This is a genomic window from Propioniciclava sp. LT432 (genome assembly GCF_059515965.1).
Window position 1 is genome coordinate 27641 of the sequence record NZ_JCAKNE010000023.1, and the last position, 16902, is coordinate 44542.

Below are 16902 nucleotides of genomic sequence, written 5' to 3' on the forward strand. Positions count from 1 at the left end.
GATGTCCCGAACCGCTCTCGTGACGGGCGCCACCGGCGCCATCGGAGCCGCCCTCGTCCCCGCCCTGCTCGACGAGGGCTGGGACGTCCGCGTCCTGACCCGCCACCCGGACGCGCTGGTCGCGGCCTGGCGCGACCGCGTGTCGGTGGCCGAGGGGGACGCCGGGGACGCGGCCGTCCTGGACCGCGCGCTGCGCGGGGTCGACGTGGCCTACTACCTGCTGCACTCGATGGACGCCGACGGCGACTTCGTGGCCCGGGATCGTGCGCTGGCGACCGGGTTCGTCGCCGCCGCGCGGGCCGCCGGCACGCGGCGCCTCGTCTACCTCAGCGGTCTCCACCCCGATGGAGACCTCTCGCCGCACCTGGCCTCCCGCGTCGAGGTCGGCGAGATCCTGCTCGGCTCGGGCGTCCCCACCGCGGTCCTGCAGGCCGGCGTCGTGCTGGGGGAGGGGTCGGCGTCCTTCGCGATGCTGCGCCACCTCACGGAGCGGTTGCCGGTCATGGTCGGCCCCCGGTGGCTGGCCAACCGCATCCAGCCGATCGCGTTGCGTGACGTCGTCCACTACCTCGTCCGGGCCGCCGACCTGCCGCCCTCGGTGAACCGGACCATCGACGTCGGCATGGACGAGGTGCTCACCTACGCCGAGATGATGCGGCGCTACGCGCGGGTCGCCGGGCTGCGGCCCCGGCTCGTGGCCACCGTGCCGGTGCTGACGCCGCGACTGGCCTCCCATTGGGTGGGTCTGGTCACGCCCGTGTCGGCCGGCATCGCGAAGCCCCTCGTGGGGAGCCTCATCCACGAGGCCATCTGCCACGAGACGGACGCCGCGGCCCTGCTCGGCGACCCCGAGGGCGGCCTGCTGGGCTACGACGAGGCCGTCACGCGCGCCCTCGGCGGCGCGGACCCCAAACGATGGGGGCGGACGGCCTCCGCCATCGGGGTGGCCGTCGCTGCCTGCGCCCTCGTCGGCGCGCTCTCCGCCGCCATCCTCACCCGCAATGAAAGGAAGATGAACGCATGACCATCCTGACGAGGCGACTCCTCGACACCGCAGCACTCCTGCTCATGGGCCTCGGCACGCTGTGGGGCTTCGGCCTGATCGGCGAACGGGTCGAGGAGACCTCCGGCGGCGCGCTGTCCGCGGACGCGACGCTGTTGGCCCCCGCGAGCCCCGCCTTCTCCATCTGGTCGGTGATCTACCTGCTGTTGATCGCCTACGTCGTCTGGATGTGGACGCCCGCGGGCGGCACGTCCGAGCGCGCGCGGAAACTGGGGTGGCTGCCCGCGGCGTCCATGGTGCTCAATGGGGCCTGGCTGCTCATCACCCAAGCCGGCTGGCTGTGGCTGAGCGTGGTCGACATCGCGCTGCTCGCCGTCGTCCTGGGGCTGCTCATGAAGCGGCTCGCCGGGCGGGCGCCGTCCGGCCCCGCGGAGAGGATCGTGCTCGACGGGACGTTCGGGCTCTACCTCGGGTGGGTGGCGGTGGCGACGTGCGCGAACGTCACCGCCTCCGCGGTGGCGCAGGGCATCGACCTGGGGGCGACCGGCAACCAGGCCGCCGCGGTGGTGGTGCTGGTCGTGGCCACCGCCCTCGGGGTGGTGTTCGCGCGGGTCCTGCGCGCGCCCTGGGGTGTGGCCGCCGCGATGGCGTGGGGACTGGGCTGGATTGCAGTGGGCCGCCTGGGTGGCGCGCCGGCCTCCGCGGTCGTGGGCGTGGTGGCCGCGTTGAGCGCGGCGGTGGTCGTCGGCGCCTTCGCCTGGGCCTGGTCGCGCCGGCGGTGAGGGCACGGGTGGGCCACCCCCTGCCGCTCCCTCGCCCTTCCTGCCTAGGGTCGGGCCATGATGCGCCCGGTGGGACAGGAGTGGAGCACGGACTCCGTGCCGCCCGAGGCTCGTTTCCGGGCGTGGGAGCGGGTCGTCGGCGACGTGTTCGTGCCGGTGTCGCTCACCCGAACCAGTGATCGGACGCCCTTCGCCGCCACCTGGTCTGGCACTCGGATGGCCGACCTCGCCGTCGCGGCGCTCACCTCCGGGACCCAAGCGGTCGAGCGCACGCCGGAACAGATCAGCACCACCCCCGGGGACGTCTACTTCTTGAACCTGCCCGTCCGGGGGGCTGGGTCGGCCAGCCAGGACGGCCGGACCGCCGTGGTCGGCCCCCAGGAGTGGGTCCTCATCGACGGCGACCGGCCCTTCCGGCTGGCGTTCGCCGCCGACTTCGAACAGTGGTGCGTGGCGATCCCCAAGCCGCTGCTCGATCCGCACCTGGCGACGCCGTCCGTGTCGACCGCCGTCAGGATCCCGCGATCCAACCCCGGTGGAGCGGTGGCGGCGAGTGCGGTCCAGGCCCTCGCCGCAGCCGTCGGGACGCTCTCGCCCGCGTCGGCGCACCGCGTCTGCACGCACCTACTCGGCCTGATCGGTGCCGCCGTGACGGACGCCGTGGGCCCGGCCCTCGATCGTCGGACCGAGCTGCTCCACCAAGCGATGGCCGTCGTGGATGCCCGTCTCTCCGATCCCGACCTGGACCTCGTCGGCGTGGCCGCCGAACTCTACGTGTCCCCCAGTTACCTGGCGAAGGTCTTCGCCGCGCAGGGCCCGCCGTTCGGTCGCCGGCTGCTGCTCCGCAGGCTCGACCGGGCGTGGAGCGAACTCGATCCGAGGCGTCCGCACGACCGGACGGTCACCCAGGTCGCCCACCAGTGCGGCTTCCGGGACGCGGCCCACTTCACCCGCGCCTTCCGGATCAGGTTCGGCGTGACGCCGACCGCCCGGCGGGCCGGCGTGGATGGGGCGGAGGGGGCGCGGGCGACCGCAGGGTGGGCCCTCTCCGCTCGTCCTACCGCCGTTCCTGGGCGTCCTCGTGGACAATCGGAGGCATGACCGACGACCTGGTGGCTCTCAAGGCCGCGGCACTCGACCACGCCGGCGACGCGATCATCGTGATCGATCGTGACGGCATCATCCGCGTCTGGAACGCCCATTCTGAGCGCCTCTTCCTGTGGACCGCCCAGCAGGTGATCGGCCACGACGTGAAGATCATGATCCCCGAGCGGCTCCAGGGGTCGCATGACCGCGGCTTCTTCAGGGCCATGGCGACCGGCCACCTCGCCTCGGACGGCCGCGCCCGGCACACCCGCGCGGTGGGCCCCCAGGACGAGAAGATCTACGTGACGATGACGTTCGCCGTGGTCCCGGACGCCGACGGCTCCGCGATCGGGGCGGTCGCCGTCGCGCGCGAGTGGGAACGCGAGGAGTAACGCCTCACGAGAAGGGGCTGACCGTCAGCAAGGGCACGCCGAGGTCGCGGAGCGACTCCAGCAGTCCGTGGAGCTGCGCCTGGTCGGCGGTTCCCGACTCCAGCACGGTCCGGCCGTCGTGTTGCGGTTGGACGACCCAGTCACCCAGCAGGGCGACGCGGTGGGCGTCCAAGTGGCCGGCGACGCTCACCCGGAAGCCGAGGGGCGCGGAGTGCTTCACAACGCGCTCCTCGCGCTCGCGCTGTTCCGGCGGGGCGAATGCCGGATGACCGCCTCGGCCACGGCGAGGTTGATGAGCCAGGCCACGCCCTTGGAGATGTCACCCTGGATGACCCCGACGCCCAACAGCGCCTGACCGAGGCCCTCGGTGAACACCTGGGTGCCGGCACCCAGCCCGATGGCGCAGGCGCGCACCATCCAGGCCCGGTGGGCCCGGATGTCACCCCGGCGAATGGCGAGGAAGCCCAGGACGAGGGCGCCGACCATGGCCGACGCGAAGATCAGCCTGAGGAGGAAGAGGAGTTCCCCGGTGCCCGGTTTGGTGGGGAGGGCGAGGGTGAGCCAGAGCGCGGAGAGCCCGACCAGCAACCCGGTGGCCGCGACCAACTGGCCGGCGCGGCGGTGCCGGGAGTGGCCCCGGCGTCGGAGAGCGGGCACGAACTGGACGGCGCCCCCGAGCGCGAACGCCGCCGACCCGATGATGTGGATGGCCACGGGGACCGCCGAGGCCGCGAAGCGCGGGTCGGCGGGCAGCAGGCTGGGCCCGCCCGAGACCTGCACCAGTCGGAGGACGCCGGCGCTCAGCGGAACCAGGCTGAGGGCGACCAGCGCCAGCGGGGCCACCCAGACCCGCCGGGACCCCGGACGCCGCGCGACCGGGGCCGGCGTCAGGGGGGTCATCGGACCGGTTCCGACGTGGCCGCCACCGCCTCGCGGGCCGGCGAGGTGAGGGCAGCCGGACGCCGACGCAGCGACCACCAGCCCAGACCGGCCAGGGCGAGGCCCACCGGGACGGCCATCGGCCGGTTGAACCATTCGGGCAGGACCGCCAGCGCCAGGGTGCCGGCTGTGCCCGCAGTCAGGAGCGCGCTCGCCCAGCGGTAGCCGACACGGGCGCGGAACAGGGCGATGCCGAACAGGAGCCCGCCCGCCAGGTAGCCGAGGCCGGACAGGGTGAGCAGGACGTTGATGGCGCCGATGTCGCTCGCGGGGGTTCCCCCGACCGCCGCGGTGAAGACATCCTGGACGTACTGCGGGGAGGTCTCGGCGATGGAGGGGAAGACGAACCCTGCGACTGACTCGACGACGATCATCGCCAGGTATCCGAGGGCGAACAGCGCGAAGCCGATCAGGCCGAGGACGCCCACGCGTCGGGCATGCCGGGCGTACAGGCTGGTGATGCCGACCAGGGCGAGCGCGCTCATCATGGTCTTGACGGTCTGCCGGACGACGAATTCGGTCGTCCCGACGACGTCCAACGTCAGCGGCGGGTGGTTCACTTGGACGCCGGCGTAGAGGAGGCCGGCGACGAGCAGGCTGGCCCCGGCGACGAGGCTGAGGCGATCGGGGGTGGTGGCAGTGGTGGTGTCCATGCTCGTGACGCTACGGGTGGGCATGGTGATCCGGCACCACACGATGATGTGGTTGTCCGGGTGATCGCTCGGTCTGCTCCAGGTGGCCCCCCTCATCACGCCTGCCTTCGACGGGCACGCTCGGCCCCCCACCACTCAGTAGGGCGGTGGGTCGTTGGGTCCGAGGTGTTCCTGGCCGGGGATGATCGGGGGTGGGAGTGGTCGTTGGGGGCCTTCACGGAGCCTGATCGGCGGGCGTGGCCGTGGCCGGCGCCCGGACGTCCTGTCGGGGTGGGGGTCGTCTCGGGCTGCTCGGCCGAGGGGGTGGGTGCCATTCGGGGTGACCAGGTATTCGAACCCGGCTGGGGTCTGCCACCAGAACACGCCCGGCTCCAGCTGCACCATCCCATACAGCGCATGCGTCTTCGCCCGGTGCACGGTACTGCCGAGCGGTCCCAGGTTCCCGCCCTCGGTTTGGTGCCGGTCGACCCAGTCGTCGTGGTCGTACTCCTCGGTGTGGTCCATCTGACAGACGCGGGCTGCGCGTCCCGACCACGGGAAGGCCTCGACCGGGTTCCGTGCCACCACGTGGTCCCGCAGTCGGTCGGGCACTTCGTAGGCATCCACCACCGGCGGCGCATTCAGGTCCACGACCGGCCGCACGGTCACATGCGCACCATCGAGCACATGGCGGAGGCTGGCCAGGTCGATCGGACCGTGTCCCTCGATCCGGGCGACGCCACTGCCGGCGGACGCCCCAGCGTCCGGCGTGGTGTCGTCGGCGTCCGGCGTCGTGTTGTCGGCGGTGGCTGCGGCCACGTCGTCGGCGTGCACGTGCACGATGAGCGTGGCCCGGGGGCGGAGGCGATCGGGGTCCACCCGCCGCACCGGGGCTTCACCGGCCTCGGCATCCACGGGCACGCCATGGTCTTCGAGGTAGGCGGCCGCCAAGTGCGGGACGGCCAGCATCGCCAACGCCTTCGCCCGCCGCTGCTGCAGATCGGACTGGTCGCCGTCGGCGAGCAAGAACTCGGCGATCCGCGCCACCTGCGCCTCCAGGGCGACGCCGTCCAAGCCGTCGAGCCGTGCCTCCAGACACACCTGACCCTCGACGATCGTCGAGGCCCACACGCCCCGCAGGGTGCGGCGCTGCCCGGCCCGATACGCGGCCAACCCCGGATCCGCCCGCACGATCAGGCCCTGCAAGAGTCGGCGGGCCCGCACCCACCCCAACAGGCCCATCGCATCGGCGAACCAGCCATCCACCTGGTGGCAGGCGTGCAACCCCAGGTCGGCGGCCACACACGCCTCGACGACCTTCAACGCCTGCCACGCCTCCACATGATGCCCCTGGACCGCCTCCCACAACCGCGGATGCCGATGCCGCAAGTTCAACGCCTCACTGATCCGGACCTTCGCCGCGGTGACACTCGCCCCCAGCAAGCCCGCCAGCTCCACGGCGAGGAACTCACCCACGTGCGGCGTGCCGTCCGCACCACCTGGGACCCAGCGTTCCTGACCCTTCGCGGGCACCAACGCCGCATCCAACGGCGGCGCGTCGTCGATCAGGTCGGCATCCAGCACCTCGTACTCATCCGCGGCCCGCGCCACCAAGGCCAGTTGACGGGCAGCCATCACCCGCTGCCCGTGCACCACCTCAGCGATCTCGTCGAACACATCGGTGCCACCGGCCCGGACCACCCGGGACGGCACCACCACCAACGATTCGCTCACATGTTTCATTCAACACGCAGCCTCCGACAATTTCCGGCACCCCTACAGCAGCCCCAGATCCTCCGCCCGGCGCACCGCCGCCCGCCGCGTCCGAACGCCCAGCTTGGTGAAGATGCTCTTGGTGTGGCTGCGCAGGGTGTTGATCGAGACGTACAGCCGGCCGGCGATCTCGGGGCCGGTCAGGTCCGTCGCCAGCATCCTGACCACGGTCACCTCCCGTTCGCTGAGCACAGAGCCGGCGGGCTGGGGCGACCCCACCACCGGCGACCCCACCGCCTGCGACCCCGCCGCCGAAGACCCCACCGCCGGCGCGGCCGGCTCCTGCCGCAGCAGTCGCTCCGCCAAGGACGCGGCCTCGCCGCCTGCCGAGGCCACCACCCGGAGGAGGTCCAGCAGGGGAGTCCCCTCATCGAGGAACAGGCGGCAGTACCCGTGGGGCACGCCGCGGAGCAGGGCGCGCGAGAGATACTCGGCGGCCTCCTCGGGCCGGCCGGCCGCTTGGGACGCCAGCGCCCGGACCAGCTGCGCCTCGGCGATGCTGCCGCCCCGCCCGGACGCCACGGCCGCGTCCTCGACCGCGGCGACAAGCTCGAGGACACGGCCCAGCGCCGACGCCGCGCCAGCCGTCCGCGCCCGGTGCTCGGCCACGACCAGGCGGGCGTAGGTGAGGAGTTCGTACTCCCGCCCATACGAAGCCGGATCGGCGGACGCCACGCGGCAATCGTCTGCCCACCGGCGCGCCTCGGGGAGCCTGCCCGCCTGCACGAGGGCCCGGGCCCGAACCGCCGACAGGGGCTGGAGGTCGGGGAAGTAGCCGGGCCGGTACAGCGCCTCGGCACGCTCCAGGTGGACCACCGCAGCCGCCGGGTCCCCCTGGGCGACCAGGATCCCGGCCTGGCAGGCGTGCAGCCGGAACCTGTTCTCCGGGAACCCGGCGGATCCGCCCAGCGCCCGCGCCTCCTCGAGGTGGCCGGACGCCGCGGGCAGGTCGCCCTGCTCCCGCAGCACGTCCGCGAGACCGGCGTGGAGGTCGCCCAGCACGGCCGCCGCCGCCCCGGGGTGCGACGCCGCGGCGCGCAGCGCCCGCTCGTACAGCTGTCGCGCTCCCGCGGGGTCCCCCTGGGCGAGGGTCATCTGCGCGAGCACGACCGTGCCCCCGAGCTGGTCGGTGACGTTGCCCGCCGCGCCGAGGTGGCTGATCGCCCGGCGGAACATCGCGATGCCGGAGTCCACATCGCCCGTGCCCCACGCCGCCAACCCGAGGAATCCCGACGCGGCACCGCGGACGAAGTGGTCGTCCGGCCCTGACGCCGCTTCGGCCGCCCGGGCGTGCCGCGCCGTGAGCGCCCAGTCGTCGGCGGCCTGGGCGAGGGCAGCACGGAAGATGGCGACCTGGGCGGGCACGGTGCGCCGCTCGTCGGCGAGGGCCGCGGCCAAGGCGTCCGGCAGCCTCGGTGAGGCGGTCTCAGCACCGTCCTTCGGTTCGGCCAGCCCTCGCTCTGCGGTGTCCAGCCATGCGGTGGCCGCGGGGACGTCACCTTGGGAGAGGCAGGAGCCGGCACGCATGGTGGCCAGCGCGGGGCGGCGGCGCAGCTCGGCTTCGGGGACCGCTTCCACCCAGCGCGTGATCGCACGGTCCAGGCGACGGGCGCGCAGCCCGGGCAGCGCGCACTCCACGAGCAGGGCCAGCCACGCAGCGTCCCCGCCCCGCTCCGCGTGGTGCAGGGCGTCATCGAGCGGGCCCTCGGCGGCATACCACCGGCTCGCCACGAGGTGCAGCGCGGGCACCCGCTCGGGATGGAGAAACGCGAGCCGTGCGCGGAGGGCGTCCGCGAACAGGGGGTGGTAGCGGTACCAGCGGCGTTGCTCATCGACGGCGACGAGGAAGAGGTTGTCCCGCTCGAGCTCGTCCAGCCGCCGCTGGCCCGTGTCCAGGCCCGTCATCGCGTCGCACAGGGGGCCGCTGAGCTGCTCCAGGACGGACGTGAGCAGCAGGAACTCCCGCGTGGCCTCGGGCTGGGTGTCCAGCACCTCCTCCACGAGGAAGTCCACGACGAAGCGATGGCTGCCGCTGAAGGCGTGGACGAACTCCCCGACGTCAGTGGTGCCCTGCGCCCCTCGCGCGCGGGCGGCCAGGGCCGCCAGTTGGAGGCCGGCCACCCACCCCTCCGTCCGCCTCTCGAGCGCCACCACGTGGGCCGGGTCGAGGTGCAGCCCCATCACGTAGCCCAGGAACGCGCCGGACTCCTGCTGCGTGAAGCGCAGTTCGGCGGCCCGCACCTCGAGGAGTTCCCCGCGCGCACGCAGGCGGGGCAGGGGCAACGGCGGGTCGGCGCGGGTGGTGATGGCCATGGTCGTCCGGGGTGGCAGGTTGTCGACGAGGAACCCCACCGCCTCGTGCACGGGCGGGCTCCCGGCGCGCTGGTAGTCGTCGAGCGCGATCACCGTCTGGCCGGGCACGGAGTCGAGGTCGTCGACGAGGCTCGCCAGGATGTCGTCCACCAGCAGGGTGCGGTCGTTCTCGAGCAGCGCCCGGGCCTCGGCCCCCAGGTCCGGGGAGCCCTCGGACACGGCAGCCACCAGCGTCGTCAGGAACTGGCGCACGTCGGCGTCCTCGTCGTCGAGCGTCACCCACACCGCGCGGTCCGGGCGCGGCTCGGCCGTCAACCACTGGGCGAGCAGGGTGGTCTTGCCGAAGCCGGGTGGGGCGGCGAGCAGCACCAACCGAGGCGACGGCCCGGAAGAGGCCGAGAAGGGATTGGTCAGGCGCGCACGCTCCACGAGCGTGCGACGGGGTCGCGGGATGCGCAGCTTCGTGCCCGGGACAGGCATGGAGACAGTCTGTCAGGTCCTCTCCACCGCCCGAGTGGGGCGTCCCAGCACAGGCCTTGGGGTGTCTGGGGCAGGACGGGCCCGGTGCAGACGGCCGATGCTTCTCGGGTGGCCGCCCACCCCGGCCACACCGTGACGAAAGGACACCCTTCATGACTGTCGCATCCAGCCTCCGCCGCGCCGCCCTCGTCGGCGCGGGGACCGTGGTCGCCGCCACCCTGGCCGCCTCTCCCGCCTTCGCATGGCACTGCTTCGTCCCCATGTACACGCTCAACGCTCCGGCCTCCGCGAACTGGTTCACCATCTCCGCCGAGATGGGCGCCGCCGAGCTCGCGGGTTTCGAGACCCAGTGTGAGGCCGCACGCGACGCCGGCTACGCCGCGCTCCGCGCGGAGCAGCTGCCGGTCGCCATCAAGATCTTCGACAAGATGACGATCGGCGATCCCAAGGAGACGGGGCGGATGAACCCCAACGGGGCCGACGGCAAGGGCTTGGAGTACTTCGGGGCCGGCTCGACCCTGCCCGACGAGATGCTCGCGGTCTACATCGCTGCCGCGAGCGAAGTGGAGTGTTCACCGGCCGAGTGAACCGCTGACCCACCATCACGGCAGGACGGACGCCAACGCCCAACCCGCCCCGGCCGCGCCCGCGGACGCCGCGAGCATGACGGCGGCCAGGACAAGGGCCCCGGCGCGGCGTCCGTCCTGCCACAACTCCGCGGATTCAACCGACGCGGTCGAGAACGTGGTGAACCCGCCCAGCAGTCCGGTGCCGAGGATGGTCACGACGTCCGCGGGGGCCACCCGGTCGGACCAACCCACCAGCAGCCCCAACCCGAACGAGCCGAGCACGTTCACGGCCAGCGTGGCCCAGGACGACCGTCCTCCCGCCCGACGCACTCCGGTGTGGATCAGGTGCCTCAACGCGGCGCCGACGCCCCCGGCGAGGGCCACCCACAGCCAGGTCATGCGTTCACCCCCGCTCGCCGGCGCGCGCCCACGGCGTCCGCCACGGTGAAGCCGAATAGGGCCGCGGCGAGGCCGAACGCCGCCTGGCCCACCCCGAACGCCAGTGCGAGCCCCGGACCGCCGTCGAGGCCGATGCCCACCACGTCGACCGCGAAGGCCGAGTACGTGGTGAAGCCGCCCAGAAACCCGGTGCCGAGCAGCAGCCGTCGCGCGTGGCTGGGCCGCGACCCCAGGAGCAACCCCAGCGCGAACGAGCCCAGCACGTTCACCACGAGCACGGGCCACAGGTCCGGCAGTGCCTGCCCGATGAGGTGGCGCGTCAGGGATCCGGCGGCCCCGCCGACGAACACCAGTCCGACGCCACGCACGGGAGGATCAGCCGAGCTTGTCGTACAGCGACAGCGCCGGGTCGATGATCTTGCCCGGGTTGAGGTTCCGGCCGGGATCGGTCGCATCGAAGAGGGTCCGCATGAGCGAGACGCCCTCGGTCGAGAGCACCTGCTCCATCCAGGGCGCGTGCTCCATGCCGACCCCGTGGTGGTGGGACAGCGTGCCGCCGTGGTCGATGAACGCCTGCTGGATCGCGGTCTTCACGGTCGCGTACTCGCGATCGGCGTCCTCACCGGCCTGGAACGCGAACGTGAAGTAGAGGCACGCGCCCACGTGGTAGCTGTGCGAGAGGTGGCACATGATGAAGCCCTGCTTGTCGAGCCGGTCGAACGCCGCCTTCACCGCCTCGTAGACCCCGTCGTGGATCGGGTTGATCCTCGACCACGGCGCCGACGTCTCGGACACGTCGCCCATGACGTCCTGCTCGAGCAGGAAGTCACGCAGGTACGGGGTGTCGAACTTCTTCTGGTCGTAGAGCGCACCCGGTCCGGTGCCGAGCACGAGGGCGCCGTGGCGCTTCGCGATCTGGGCCACCTGGCGGCGACGGGCGTCGACGTCCGCCTTGGAGCCCTCGAAGCAGACGTAGCTGATGCACATGGCGTCGGTGTCCCAGCCGCGGCGGCGCATGAACGCCCACAGCTGCTCCTGCGCCTTGTGCTCCAGCTTCTTCTTGAGCGTGGTGGCCTCCTTCTGCGTCGACAGGGAGAAGGCGGTCTCGTTGGCGTCCGAGATGCGCACGAAGGTGGTGGGCACCTCGTGGGAGTTGATCGTGTGGATCGCGTCGACGGCGTCCGACCACGTCGGGTACATGTAGGCGACGACGACGCGCTCCTCGGCGAGCCGGTGGATCCGCACCCAGACCTCGGTGATGACGCCCAGGCGCCCCTCCGAGCCGATGAACATCTCGCGCAGCGACGGGCCGGTGGATTCCGACGGCACCGGCTTCAGCGTCACGATGCCCTGCGGGCGCACGACCGTCATGCCGCGGATGATGTCGGCGATGTCGCCGTACTTGTCCGACTGCATGCCCGAAGAACGCGTCGCGGCCCAGCCGCCGAGCGTGGAGTGGGTGAACGAGTCGGGGAAGTGGCCGAGCGTCCAGCCGCGGGCCGCGAGGGCCTCCTCCAGGTCGGGGCCGAGCATGCCCGCGCCGATCCGGGCCAGGCCGGACTCCTCGTCGAGCTCGTGGACGCCGACCATCAGGCCCATGTCCAGCGACACGATCGGACGGGTCTCCGCGGGGTCGAGTTGCAGGGAGCGTGAGATGTTCGTGCCGCCGCCGAACGGGACGACCACGGCGTCGTGGGCCAGGCACGCCTGCAGGACGGCCTGCACCTCGGCGTCCGTCGTCGGGTGGACGACCACCTCGGGCAGGCGCCCGTAGTCGAAGCGGGACACGTGGAGCAGTTCGGTCACCGACGACCCGTGGCCGTGGACGACGCGCTCGTGGGCGTCCGTCGTCACGCGGTCGGACGCCGTGGCCGCGACCAAGGCGTCGCGCAGCGCGTCCGGGAGCGGGGAGTCGGGGACCGTGGAGGCGTCGAACGGGATGGTGTCCACCTGCCGGGGACGCAGGTCGATGCCGAGGTGCCGCTTGACGAAGGGGGCGAACGCGGGCTTGTTCTCGTAGTTGAAGAAGACGCCCTCCTCACCCCAGCCCCACCACTTCATGTGCTTGACCTGCTTCACGGCGTTGCTCCTTCACTGGGGGACTTCGGCTTGCCCTTGATGCGGCGGGACAGGGCACGGATGGCTGCGTTGGGCAGGAGGTTCAACAGCGCTCCCGCCACCTTGTAGCGCTTGCTCGGGATCGAGACGACGCGCCCGGCCCGGGCGTCGCGCAGGGCGTCCCGGGCGACGCGATCGGGACTGAGCCACAGGAAGTCGGGCACGCCCTTGCGGCCCGAGCCACCCCGGGAGTGGAACTCGGTGCGCGTCCACCCCGGCAGGACCGCCGTCACGTTCACTCCCGAGCCGACCAGTTCGAGCGCGAGCACCTCCGTCAGGGCCAACGCGTACGCCTTGAGCGCCGAGTAGGAGTCCTGCCGTGTCAGCGCGGACACGCTGGCGACGGTGATGATCCAGCCCTCGCCCCTGGCCCTCATGACGGACGCCGCCGCCCCCGACAGCACGCGGGGCGCGCGGCCCATGACCTCATAAGCGGCGTCGGCGAGCGCGTCGTCGCCGTCGACGACCGGCGTCTTCAGCGAGAAGCCGGCGTTGTTGACCAGGGTGTCGATGTCGCCCTGCCGCAGCCGCTCGGCGACCCGGGCCTGGTCGGCGCGGTCGGTCAGGTCGGCGGCCAGCGTCTCGACCCGGACGCCGTGGGCGGCGGCCAACTCCGTGGCCACCGCGTCCAGACGCGCCTGGTCGCGAGCCACCAGGACCAGGGAGACGCCGTCGCGCGCCAGGGCTCGGGCGAACGACAGCCCGATCCCGGACGTGCCTCCGGTGATGAGCGCTATCCGCATGGAAGGGCACGCTACATTACGCTGCCCCTTCGAAGGCGACCCCCGTCGCCTCGCGGAAGGAGACCTGCGTGTCGACCCAACCCGTGCGGGTGCTGCTCACCGGCGTCACCGGCTTCCTCGGGCAGGCCGTCCTCGAACGCCTACTGGCGGACACCGACGCCCACGTCACAGCGGTCATCCGTCGCAAGGGCAGCCAGGACGCCCGCAGCCGACTCGACCGGTTGATGCGCAAGCCCGTCTTCAAGACCTGGCGCGATGCGGTCGGGGACGCCGAGGCCAAGCGCATCTGGGCCGAGCGGACCGGCGTCCTCGAGGCCGACCTCGCCACGCTCGAGCGCATCGACATCCCGGTCGACGTGGTGATCCACTCCGCCTCCACCGTGAGCTTCGACGCCCCGATCGACGAGTCGTTCGCGAACAACGTCGGCGGCCCGCGCGCGCTGTACGCCGCGCTCGAGGCGTCCGGTCTCGACCCGCACGTCATCCACGTGTCCACCTGCTACGTCGGCGGCATCGCCAAGGGGCTGCGGCCCGAGGCGTCCGTCGACCACGAGGTCGACTGGCGCGCCGAGCTCGCCGCCGCCGAGATCGCCCACGTGGAGGCCGAGGCCGCGTCCCGGACGCCCGAACAGCTGCAGGCCTTCATCAACGAGGCGACCCGTGGCCACGGCAAGGAGGGCCCCAAGTCGGTGGCCAGGGCGTCCGAGGCCGCGCGGCTCGCGTGGGTGAATGACCGGCTGGTGGAGCTGGGGAGGACGCGTGCCCGCTCGGTCGGGTGGACCGATGTCTACACGTTCTCCAAGGCGCTGGGCGAGCGCGTGGCGGAGGAGGAGTGGGCCGGCAAGGGCCACCGCCTCTCGATCGTCCGGCCGGCCATCATCGAGTCGGCGCTGCGGCACCCGTTCCCGGGCTGGATCGACGGCTTCAAGGTCGCCGACCCGCTCATCATGGCCTACGCCAAGGGTGCGCTCCCCGAGTTCCCGGGCCTGCCCGATTCGGTGCTGGACGTCATCCCCGTCGACTACGTCGTGAACGTGATCATGGCCCTGGCGACGCTGGGCCACCAGTCGTCCCCGGCGGATCGAGCGGACGCGGAGGCCGAGGTCGCCCCCGCTCCCGAGGTCGGCTATTACCAGGTGTGCTCCGGCGCCTCGAACCCGCTGCCGTTCCACCGCATGTACGCCGAGGTGCGCGAGTACTTCGTGGCCAACACGCTCGAGGACGACAAGGGCCGTCCGATCATCGTGCCCACGTGGCGGTTCCCCGCCAACAACGCCGCGGAGCGTTCGCTGCGCATCAAGGAGCGGCTCTCGGCCCTCGGATCCCGCGTCGGCGACGCGCTGCCGTCCACGTCGCGGACCCGCCAGTGGGCGACCTCGCTGTCGAAGATGGAGCGCGGGCTGGGGTCGCTGCGCACCTACGTCGACCTGTACCAGAGCTACACGCGGACCGAGATGCTGTTCGACGACCAGCAGACCCGCGCGCTGGGCGCGAAGCTGCCGGCCGACACCCCCGCCGACCGGACCTTCGACGTCCGCGACATCGAGTGGGGCCACTACTGGAAGCAGGTCCACCTGCCCGCGATGACGTCGCTGGCCAAGGTGCACGCGCGGGCGTCCTCGGCCCGTCGCGCGACGCGATCGCAGGCACGCAAGCTGGAGTCCGGCACGGACGTGTTGGCCGTGTTCGACCTCGAGGGCACCCTGCTGCCGTCCTCGTTGGTCACGCAGTACCTCTCCATCATGGGACGCCTGCGCCCGCTGCGTGAGCTGCCCGGGGAGCTGGCCGACCTCGTCGGGAAGCTGCCCGTGTACCTCCAGGCGGAGCGGCGCGACCGGGGCGAGTTCGTCCGGGCCTTCTCGCGCCGCTACGCCGGCACCCGGGTCGCCGACATCGAGCGCGTCGTCGGCGGCGGCTGGGGCCGGAACGTCGTCCGGTCGCTGCGCCCGGGGGCACTGGCCCGTCTCGAGGAGCACCGCGCCGCCGGGCACCGGACCGTGCTCGTCACGGGCTCGCTGGACCTCTTCGCGGCGCCCTTGGCGCACCTGTTCGACGAGGTCGCGGCGTCCTCGATGGCGGCCCGCGACGGCGTGCTGACCGGCTACCTCGCGACCCCGCCGCTCGTCGACGAGGCCCGCGCCCAGTGGCTCAAGTCGTACGCCGCGGCCGGCGGCTACGACCTGTCCCGCTCGCACGGCTACGGCGACTCGATCGCGGACGCCTCGTGGCTGCAACTGCTCGGGCGACCCGTCGCCGTGAACCCCGACCTGCCGCTCTACAGGACGGCGTCGCGGCTCTACTGGCCCATCGAGGACTGGAAGCACGCCTGACCCCTGACCGGCCAGAGCGATCGTTCGGTTTGCCGCGCGGGCGGCTATGGTGTCCGCGTGGCTCGTACGTCCAGGATCACTGACGCCCTCCTCCTCGCGCACGTGAACAAGATGGGTGAGGAGCACCCGCCCGTCCCCTTCGACTCCGTCGACTTCACCGTCTCCGATCCCCGGGCGATGGCCGGCCGCTTCGCCGGCGTCCTCGACTACCTCGCGCGCGTGGAGCTCGAGGTGGAACGCAACGTGCTGGAGTTGCTCACGATCATGCCGAACCCGTCGCAGGCCGACCGGGTCTTCTACGCGGACGTGTGGTACGGCCAGGAGATCCAGCACGGGCTCATCCTCGACGAGCTCAAGAAGCGCATCGGCCTCCCCGCGTCCGAGCCCCTCCTGCAGGTCGGCTTCGCGGTGAAGGCGCTGGGTGCGATGGCGAGGTTCGAGCCCATCCAGGACGTGGCGCGCACCATCTACTACTTCACCGGAGCCTCCACGGAGCGCCAGGCCGTCCTCGCGTACAACGCGTTCGGGACGCAGCTGGACGAGATGGGGGAGAAGGCCGTCCGCGAGACGATCATCAACCCGATCAAGCGCCAGGAACCGGGCCACTTCGCCTTCTACCGCATGAGCGCCGAGAAGGTCACCACCGACGGCACCCTCCGGCCGTGGCAGATGTGGCTCGCCCAGCGGCTGCGGTCCTTCTCGTACGAACTCGTGGGCACGCACCAGGTCCCGCGCTACAAGGCCCAGATGGGCGAGGTCATCACGAAGCTCGGCTTCGAATCAGAGCTCGAGGTCTTCGCCAAGGAGATCGGACGCCTCGAGGCCAGCCTGCTGTGGGCCCAGCACCAGGGCCTCGACTTCCCGCCCTATGTGCTCGCGGCCCTCCGGGAGGCCGTCGACCTGTACCGGGAGCGTGGGGACTTCACCCCCAACCTCTGAGCGTCACCCGAGCGAGAGGGCATGATGGAGCCATGACCGAGCACGACCCCCGCTGGATGTACCGGCAGATGATCGACGCCATGGTGGTGTGCTGCTCCGGCCCGGGCCAGGTGTCCGCCGAGCGCATCCGCGTCGGCGTCTGGAACGAGAACGCGGACGACGACGACGTCCCCCAGAGCGCCCTGAACCGGCTGGTTGCGAGCCTGGACGCCGACCAGCGTGAGGCCTTGGCCGTGGTCCTCGCCGAGGAGTTCGCCTCCGGCGTGTTCAACGCCCTGGAGGTCCTCCAGGCCGCCAAGCTCGAGCCCTTCCACGTGGGCTACGAGGGCGATCCCTCGGACGACTTCCTCGGCCGCCTCGACGGGTGGGACTGGCCGGTCGCCTGAGCGCCTCAGTCCCGCCCG

Annotated in this window: 17 protein-coding genes; 8 read left to right on the plus strand and 9 right to left on the minus strand. The window is 72.2% G+C overall.

All coding sequences use genetic code 11. The features are described 5' to 3' along the window. Position 1: 1 nt before the first annotated feature. Genes AC5YDV_RS13700 through AC5YDV_RS13715 form a run of 4 tightly spaced genes read left to right on the plus strand, consistent with a single transcriptional unit; the run spans position 2 to position 3263 of the window. Entirely contained in the window at positions 2-1024 is a 1023-nt protein-coding gene (locus AC5YDV_RS13700) for an NmrA family NAD(P)-binding protein (RefSeq protein WP_496183891.1), read from the plus strand. Next, complete coding sequence (locus tag AC5YDV_RS13705; RefSeq protein WP_496183892.1) at positions 1021-1785, plus strand: TspO-related membrane protein; 765 nt, start codon at positions 1021-1023, stop codon at positions 1783-1785. Before AC5YDV_RS13700 ends, AC5YDV_RS13705 begins: the two co-directional genes overlap by 4 nt. A gap of 57 nt (positions 1786-1842) precedes the next feature. Further along, positions 1843-2886, plus strand: a complete 1044-nt coding sequence (locus tag AC5YDV_RS13710) for an AraC-like ligand-binding domain-containing protein (RefSeq protein WP_496183893.1) — start codon at positions 1843-1845, stop codon at positions 2884-2886. Next, positions 2883-3263 carry a PAS domain-containing protein gene (locus tag AC5YDV_RS13715; RefSeq protein WP_496183894.1) on the plus strand — a complete coding sequence of 127 codons (381 nt, stop codon included), beginning with the start codon at positions 2883-2885 and terminating at the stop codon, positions 3261-3263. The genes AC5YDV_RS13710 and AC5YDV_RS13715 overlap by 4 nt, the downstream gene beginning before the upstream one ends. Positions 3264-3267: 4 nt before the next feature. On the opposite strand, the gene AC5YDV_RS13720 is transcribed toward AC5YDV_RS13715, so the two are convergent. From AC5YDV_RS13720 to AC5YDV_RS13740, 5 genes are all read right to left on the minus strand, one after another. Further along, a complete protein-coding gene (locus AC5YDV_RS13720) occupies positions 3268-3483 on the minus strand; it encodes a DUF8691 family protein (protein WP_496183895.1) in 216 nt (71 codons plus the stop codon). Beyond that, positions 3480-4163, minus strand: a complete 684-nt coding sequence (locus AC5YDV_RS13725; RefSeq protein WP_496183896.1) for a DUF2306 domain-containing protein — start codon at positions 4161-4163, stop codon at positions 3480-3482. Before AC5YDV_RS13725 ends, AC5YDV_RS13720 begins: the two co-directional genes overlap by 4 nt. Then, on the minus strand, positions 4160-4855 hold the full coding sequence (locus tag AC5YDV_RS13730; protein WP_496183897.1) for a hypothetical protein: 696 nt from the start codon (positions 4853-4855) through the stop codon (positions 4160-4162). The genes AC5YDV_RS13725 and AC5YDV_RS13730 overlap by 4 nt, the downstream gene beginning before the upstream one ends. 135 nt (positions 4856-4990) lie before the next feature. Then, the gene (locus AC5YDV_RS13735) at positions 4991-6568 is read right to left on the minus strand and encodes a hypothetical protein (RefSeq protein WP_496183898.1); all 1578 of its coding nucleotides are present in this window, start codon (positions 6566-6568) and stop codon (positions 4991-4993) included. Between the two features lie 42 nt (positions 6569-6610). Continuing rightward, a complete protein-coding gene (locus tag AC5YDV_RS13740; protein WP_496183899.1) occupies positions 6611-9400 on the minus strand; it encodes a winged helix-turn-helix domain-containing protein in 2790 nt (929 codons plus the stop codon). Between the two features lie 152 nt (positions 9401-9552). Here AC5YDV_RS13740 and AC5YDV_RS13745 point away from each other — a divergent pair, with 152 nt between their 5' ends. Further along, positions 9553-9987, plus strand: coding sequence for a hypothetical protein (locus tag AC5YDV_RS13745; protein WP_496183900.1), 435 nt, complete (start codon positions 9553-9555; stop codon positions 9985-9987). A 15-nt stretch (positions 9988-10002) separates the two neighbouring features. On the opposite strand, the gene AC5YDV_RS13750 is transcribed toward AC5YDV_RS13745, so the two are convergent. The 4 genes from AC5YDV_RS13750 to AC5YDV_RS13765 are packed head-to-tail and all read right to left on the minus strand — an operon-like array spanning position 10003 to position 13229. Continuing rightward, positions 10003-10368: a fluoride efflux transporter FluC gene (locus AC5YDV_RS13750; protein WP_496183901.1), complete on the minus strand. Its 366-nt coding sequence runs from the start codon at positions 10366-10368 to the stop codon at positions 10003-10005. After that, positions 10365-10736, minus strand: coding sequence for a CrcB family protein (locus tag AC5YDV_RS13755; protein WP_496183902.1), 372 nt, complete (start codon positions 10734-10736; stop codon positions 10365-10367). The genes AC5YDV_RS13750 and AC5YDV_RS13755 overlap by 4 nt, the downstream gene beginning before the upstream one ends. Positions 10737-10743: 7 nt before the next feature. Beyond that, positions 10744-12447 (minus strand): FAD-binding oxidoreductase, encoded by a 1704-nt coding sequence (locus tag AC5YDV_RS13760; protein ID WP_496183903.1) that lies wholly within the window; start codon positions 12445-12447, stop codon positions 10744-10746. After that, positions 12444-13229, minus strand: coding sequence for an SDR family NAD(P)-dependent oxidoreductase (locus AC5YDV_RS13765; protein ID WP_496183904.1), 786 nt, complete (start codon positions 13227-13229; stop codon positions 12444-12446). Before AC5YDV_RS13765 ends, AC5YDV_RS13760 begins: the two co-directional genes overlap by 4 nt. A 68-nt stretch (positions 13230-13297) precedes the next feature. On the opposite strand from AC5YDV_RS13765, the gene AC5YDV_RS13770 reads away from it, so the two are divergent. The 3 genes from AC5YDV_RS13770 to AC5YDV_RS13780 are packed head-to-tail and all read left to right on the plus strand — an operon-like array spanning position 13298 to position 16884. Next, positions 13298-15559: an SDR family oxidoreductase gene (locus AC5YDV_RS13770; RefSeq protein WP_496183905.1), complete on the plus strand. Its 2262-nt coding sequence runs from the start codon at positions 13298-13300 to the stop codon at positions 15557-15559. 57 nt (positions 15560-15616) lie between these two features. Next, a complete protein-coding gene (locus AC5YDV_RS13775; RefSeq protein ID WP_496183906.1) occupies positions 15617-16498 on the plus strand; it encodes a GTP-binding protein LepA in 882 nt (293 codons plus the stop codon). Between the two features lie 32 nt (positions 16499-16530). Continuing rightward, positions 16531-16884 carry a DUF6547 family protein gene (locus AC5YDV_RS13780; protein WP_496183907.1) on the plus strand — a complete coding sequence of 118 codons (354 nt, stop codon included), beginning with the start codon at positions 16531-16533 and terminating at the stop codon, positions 16882-16884. Positions 16885-16902 lie beyond the last annotated feature (18 nt).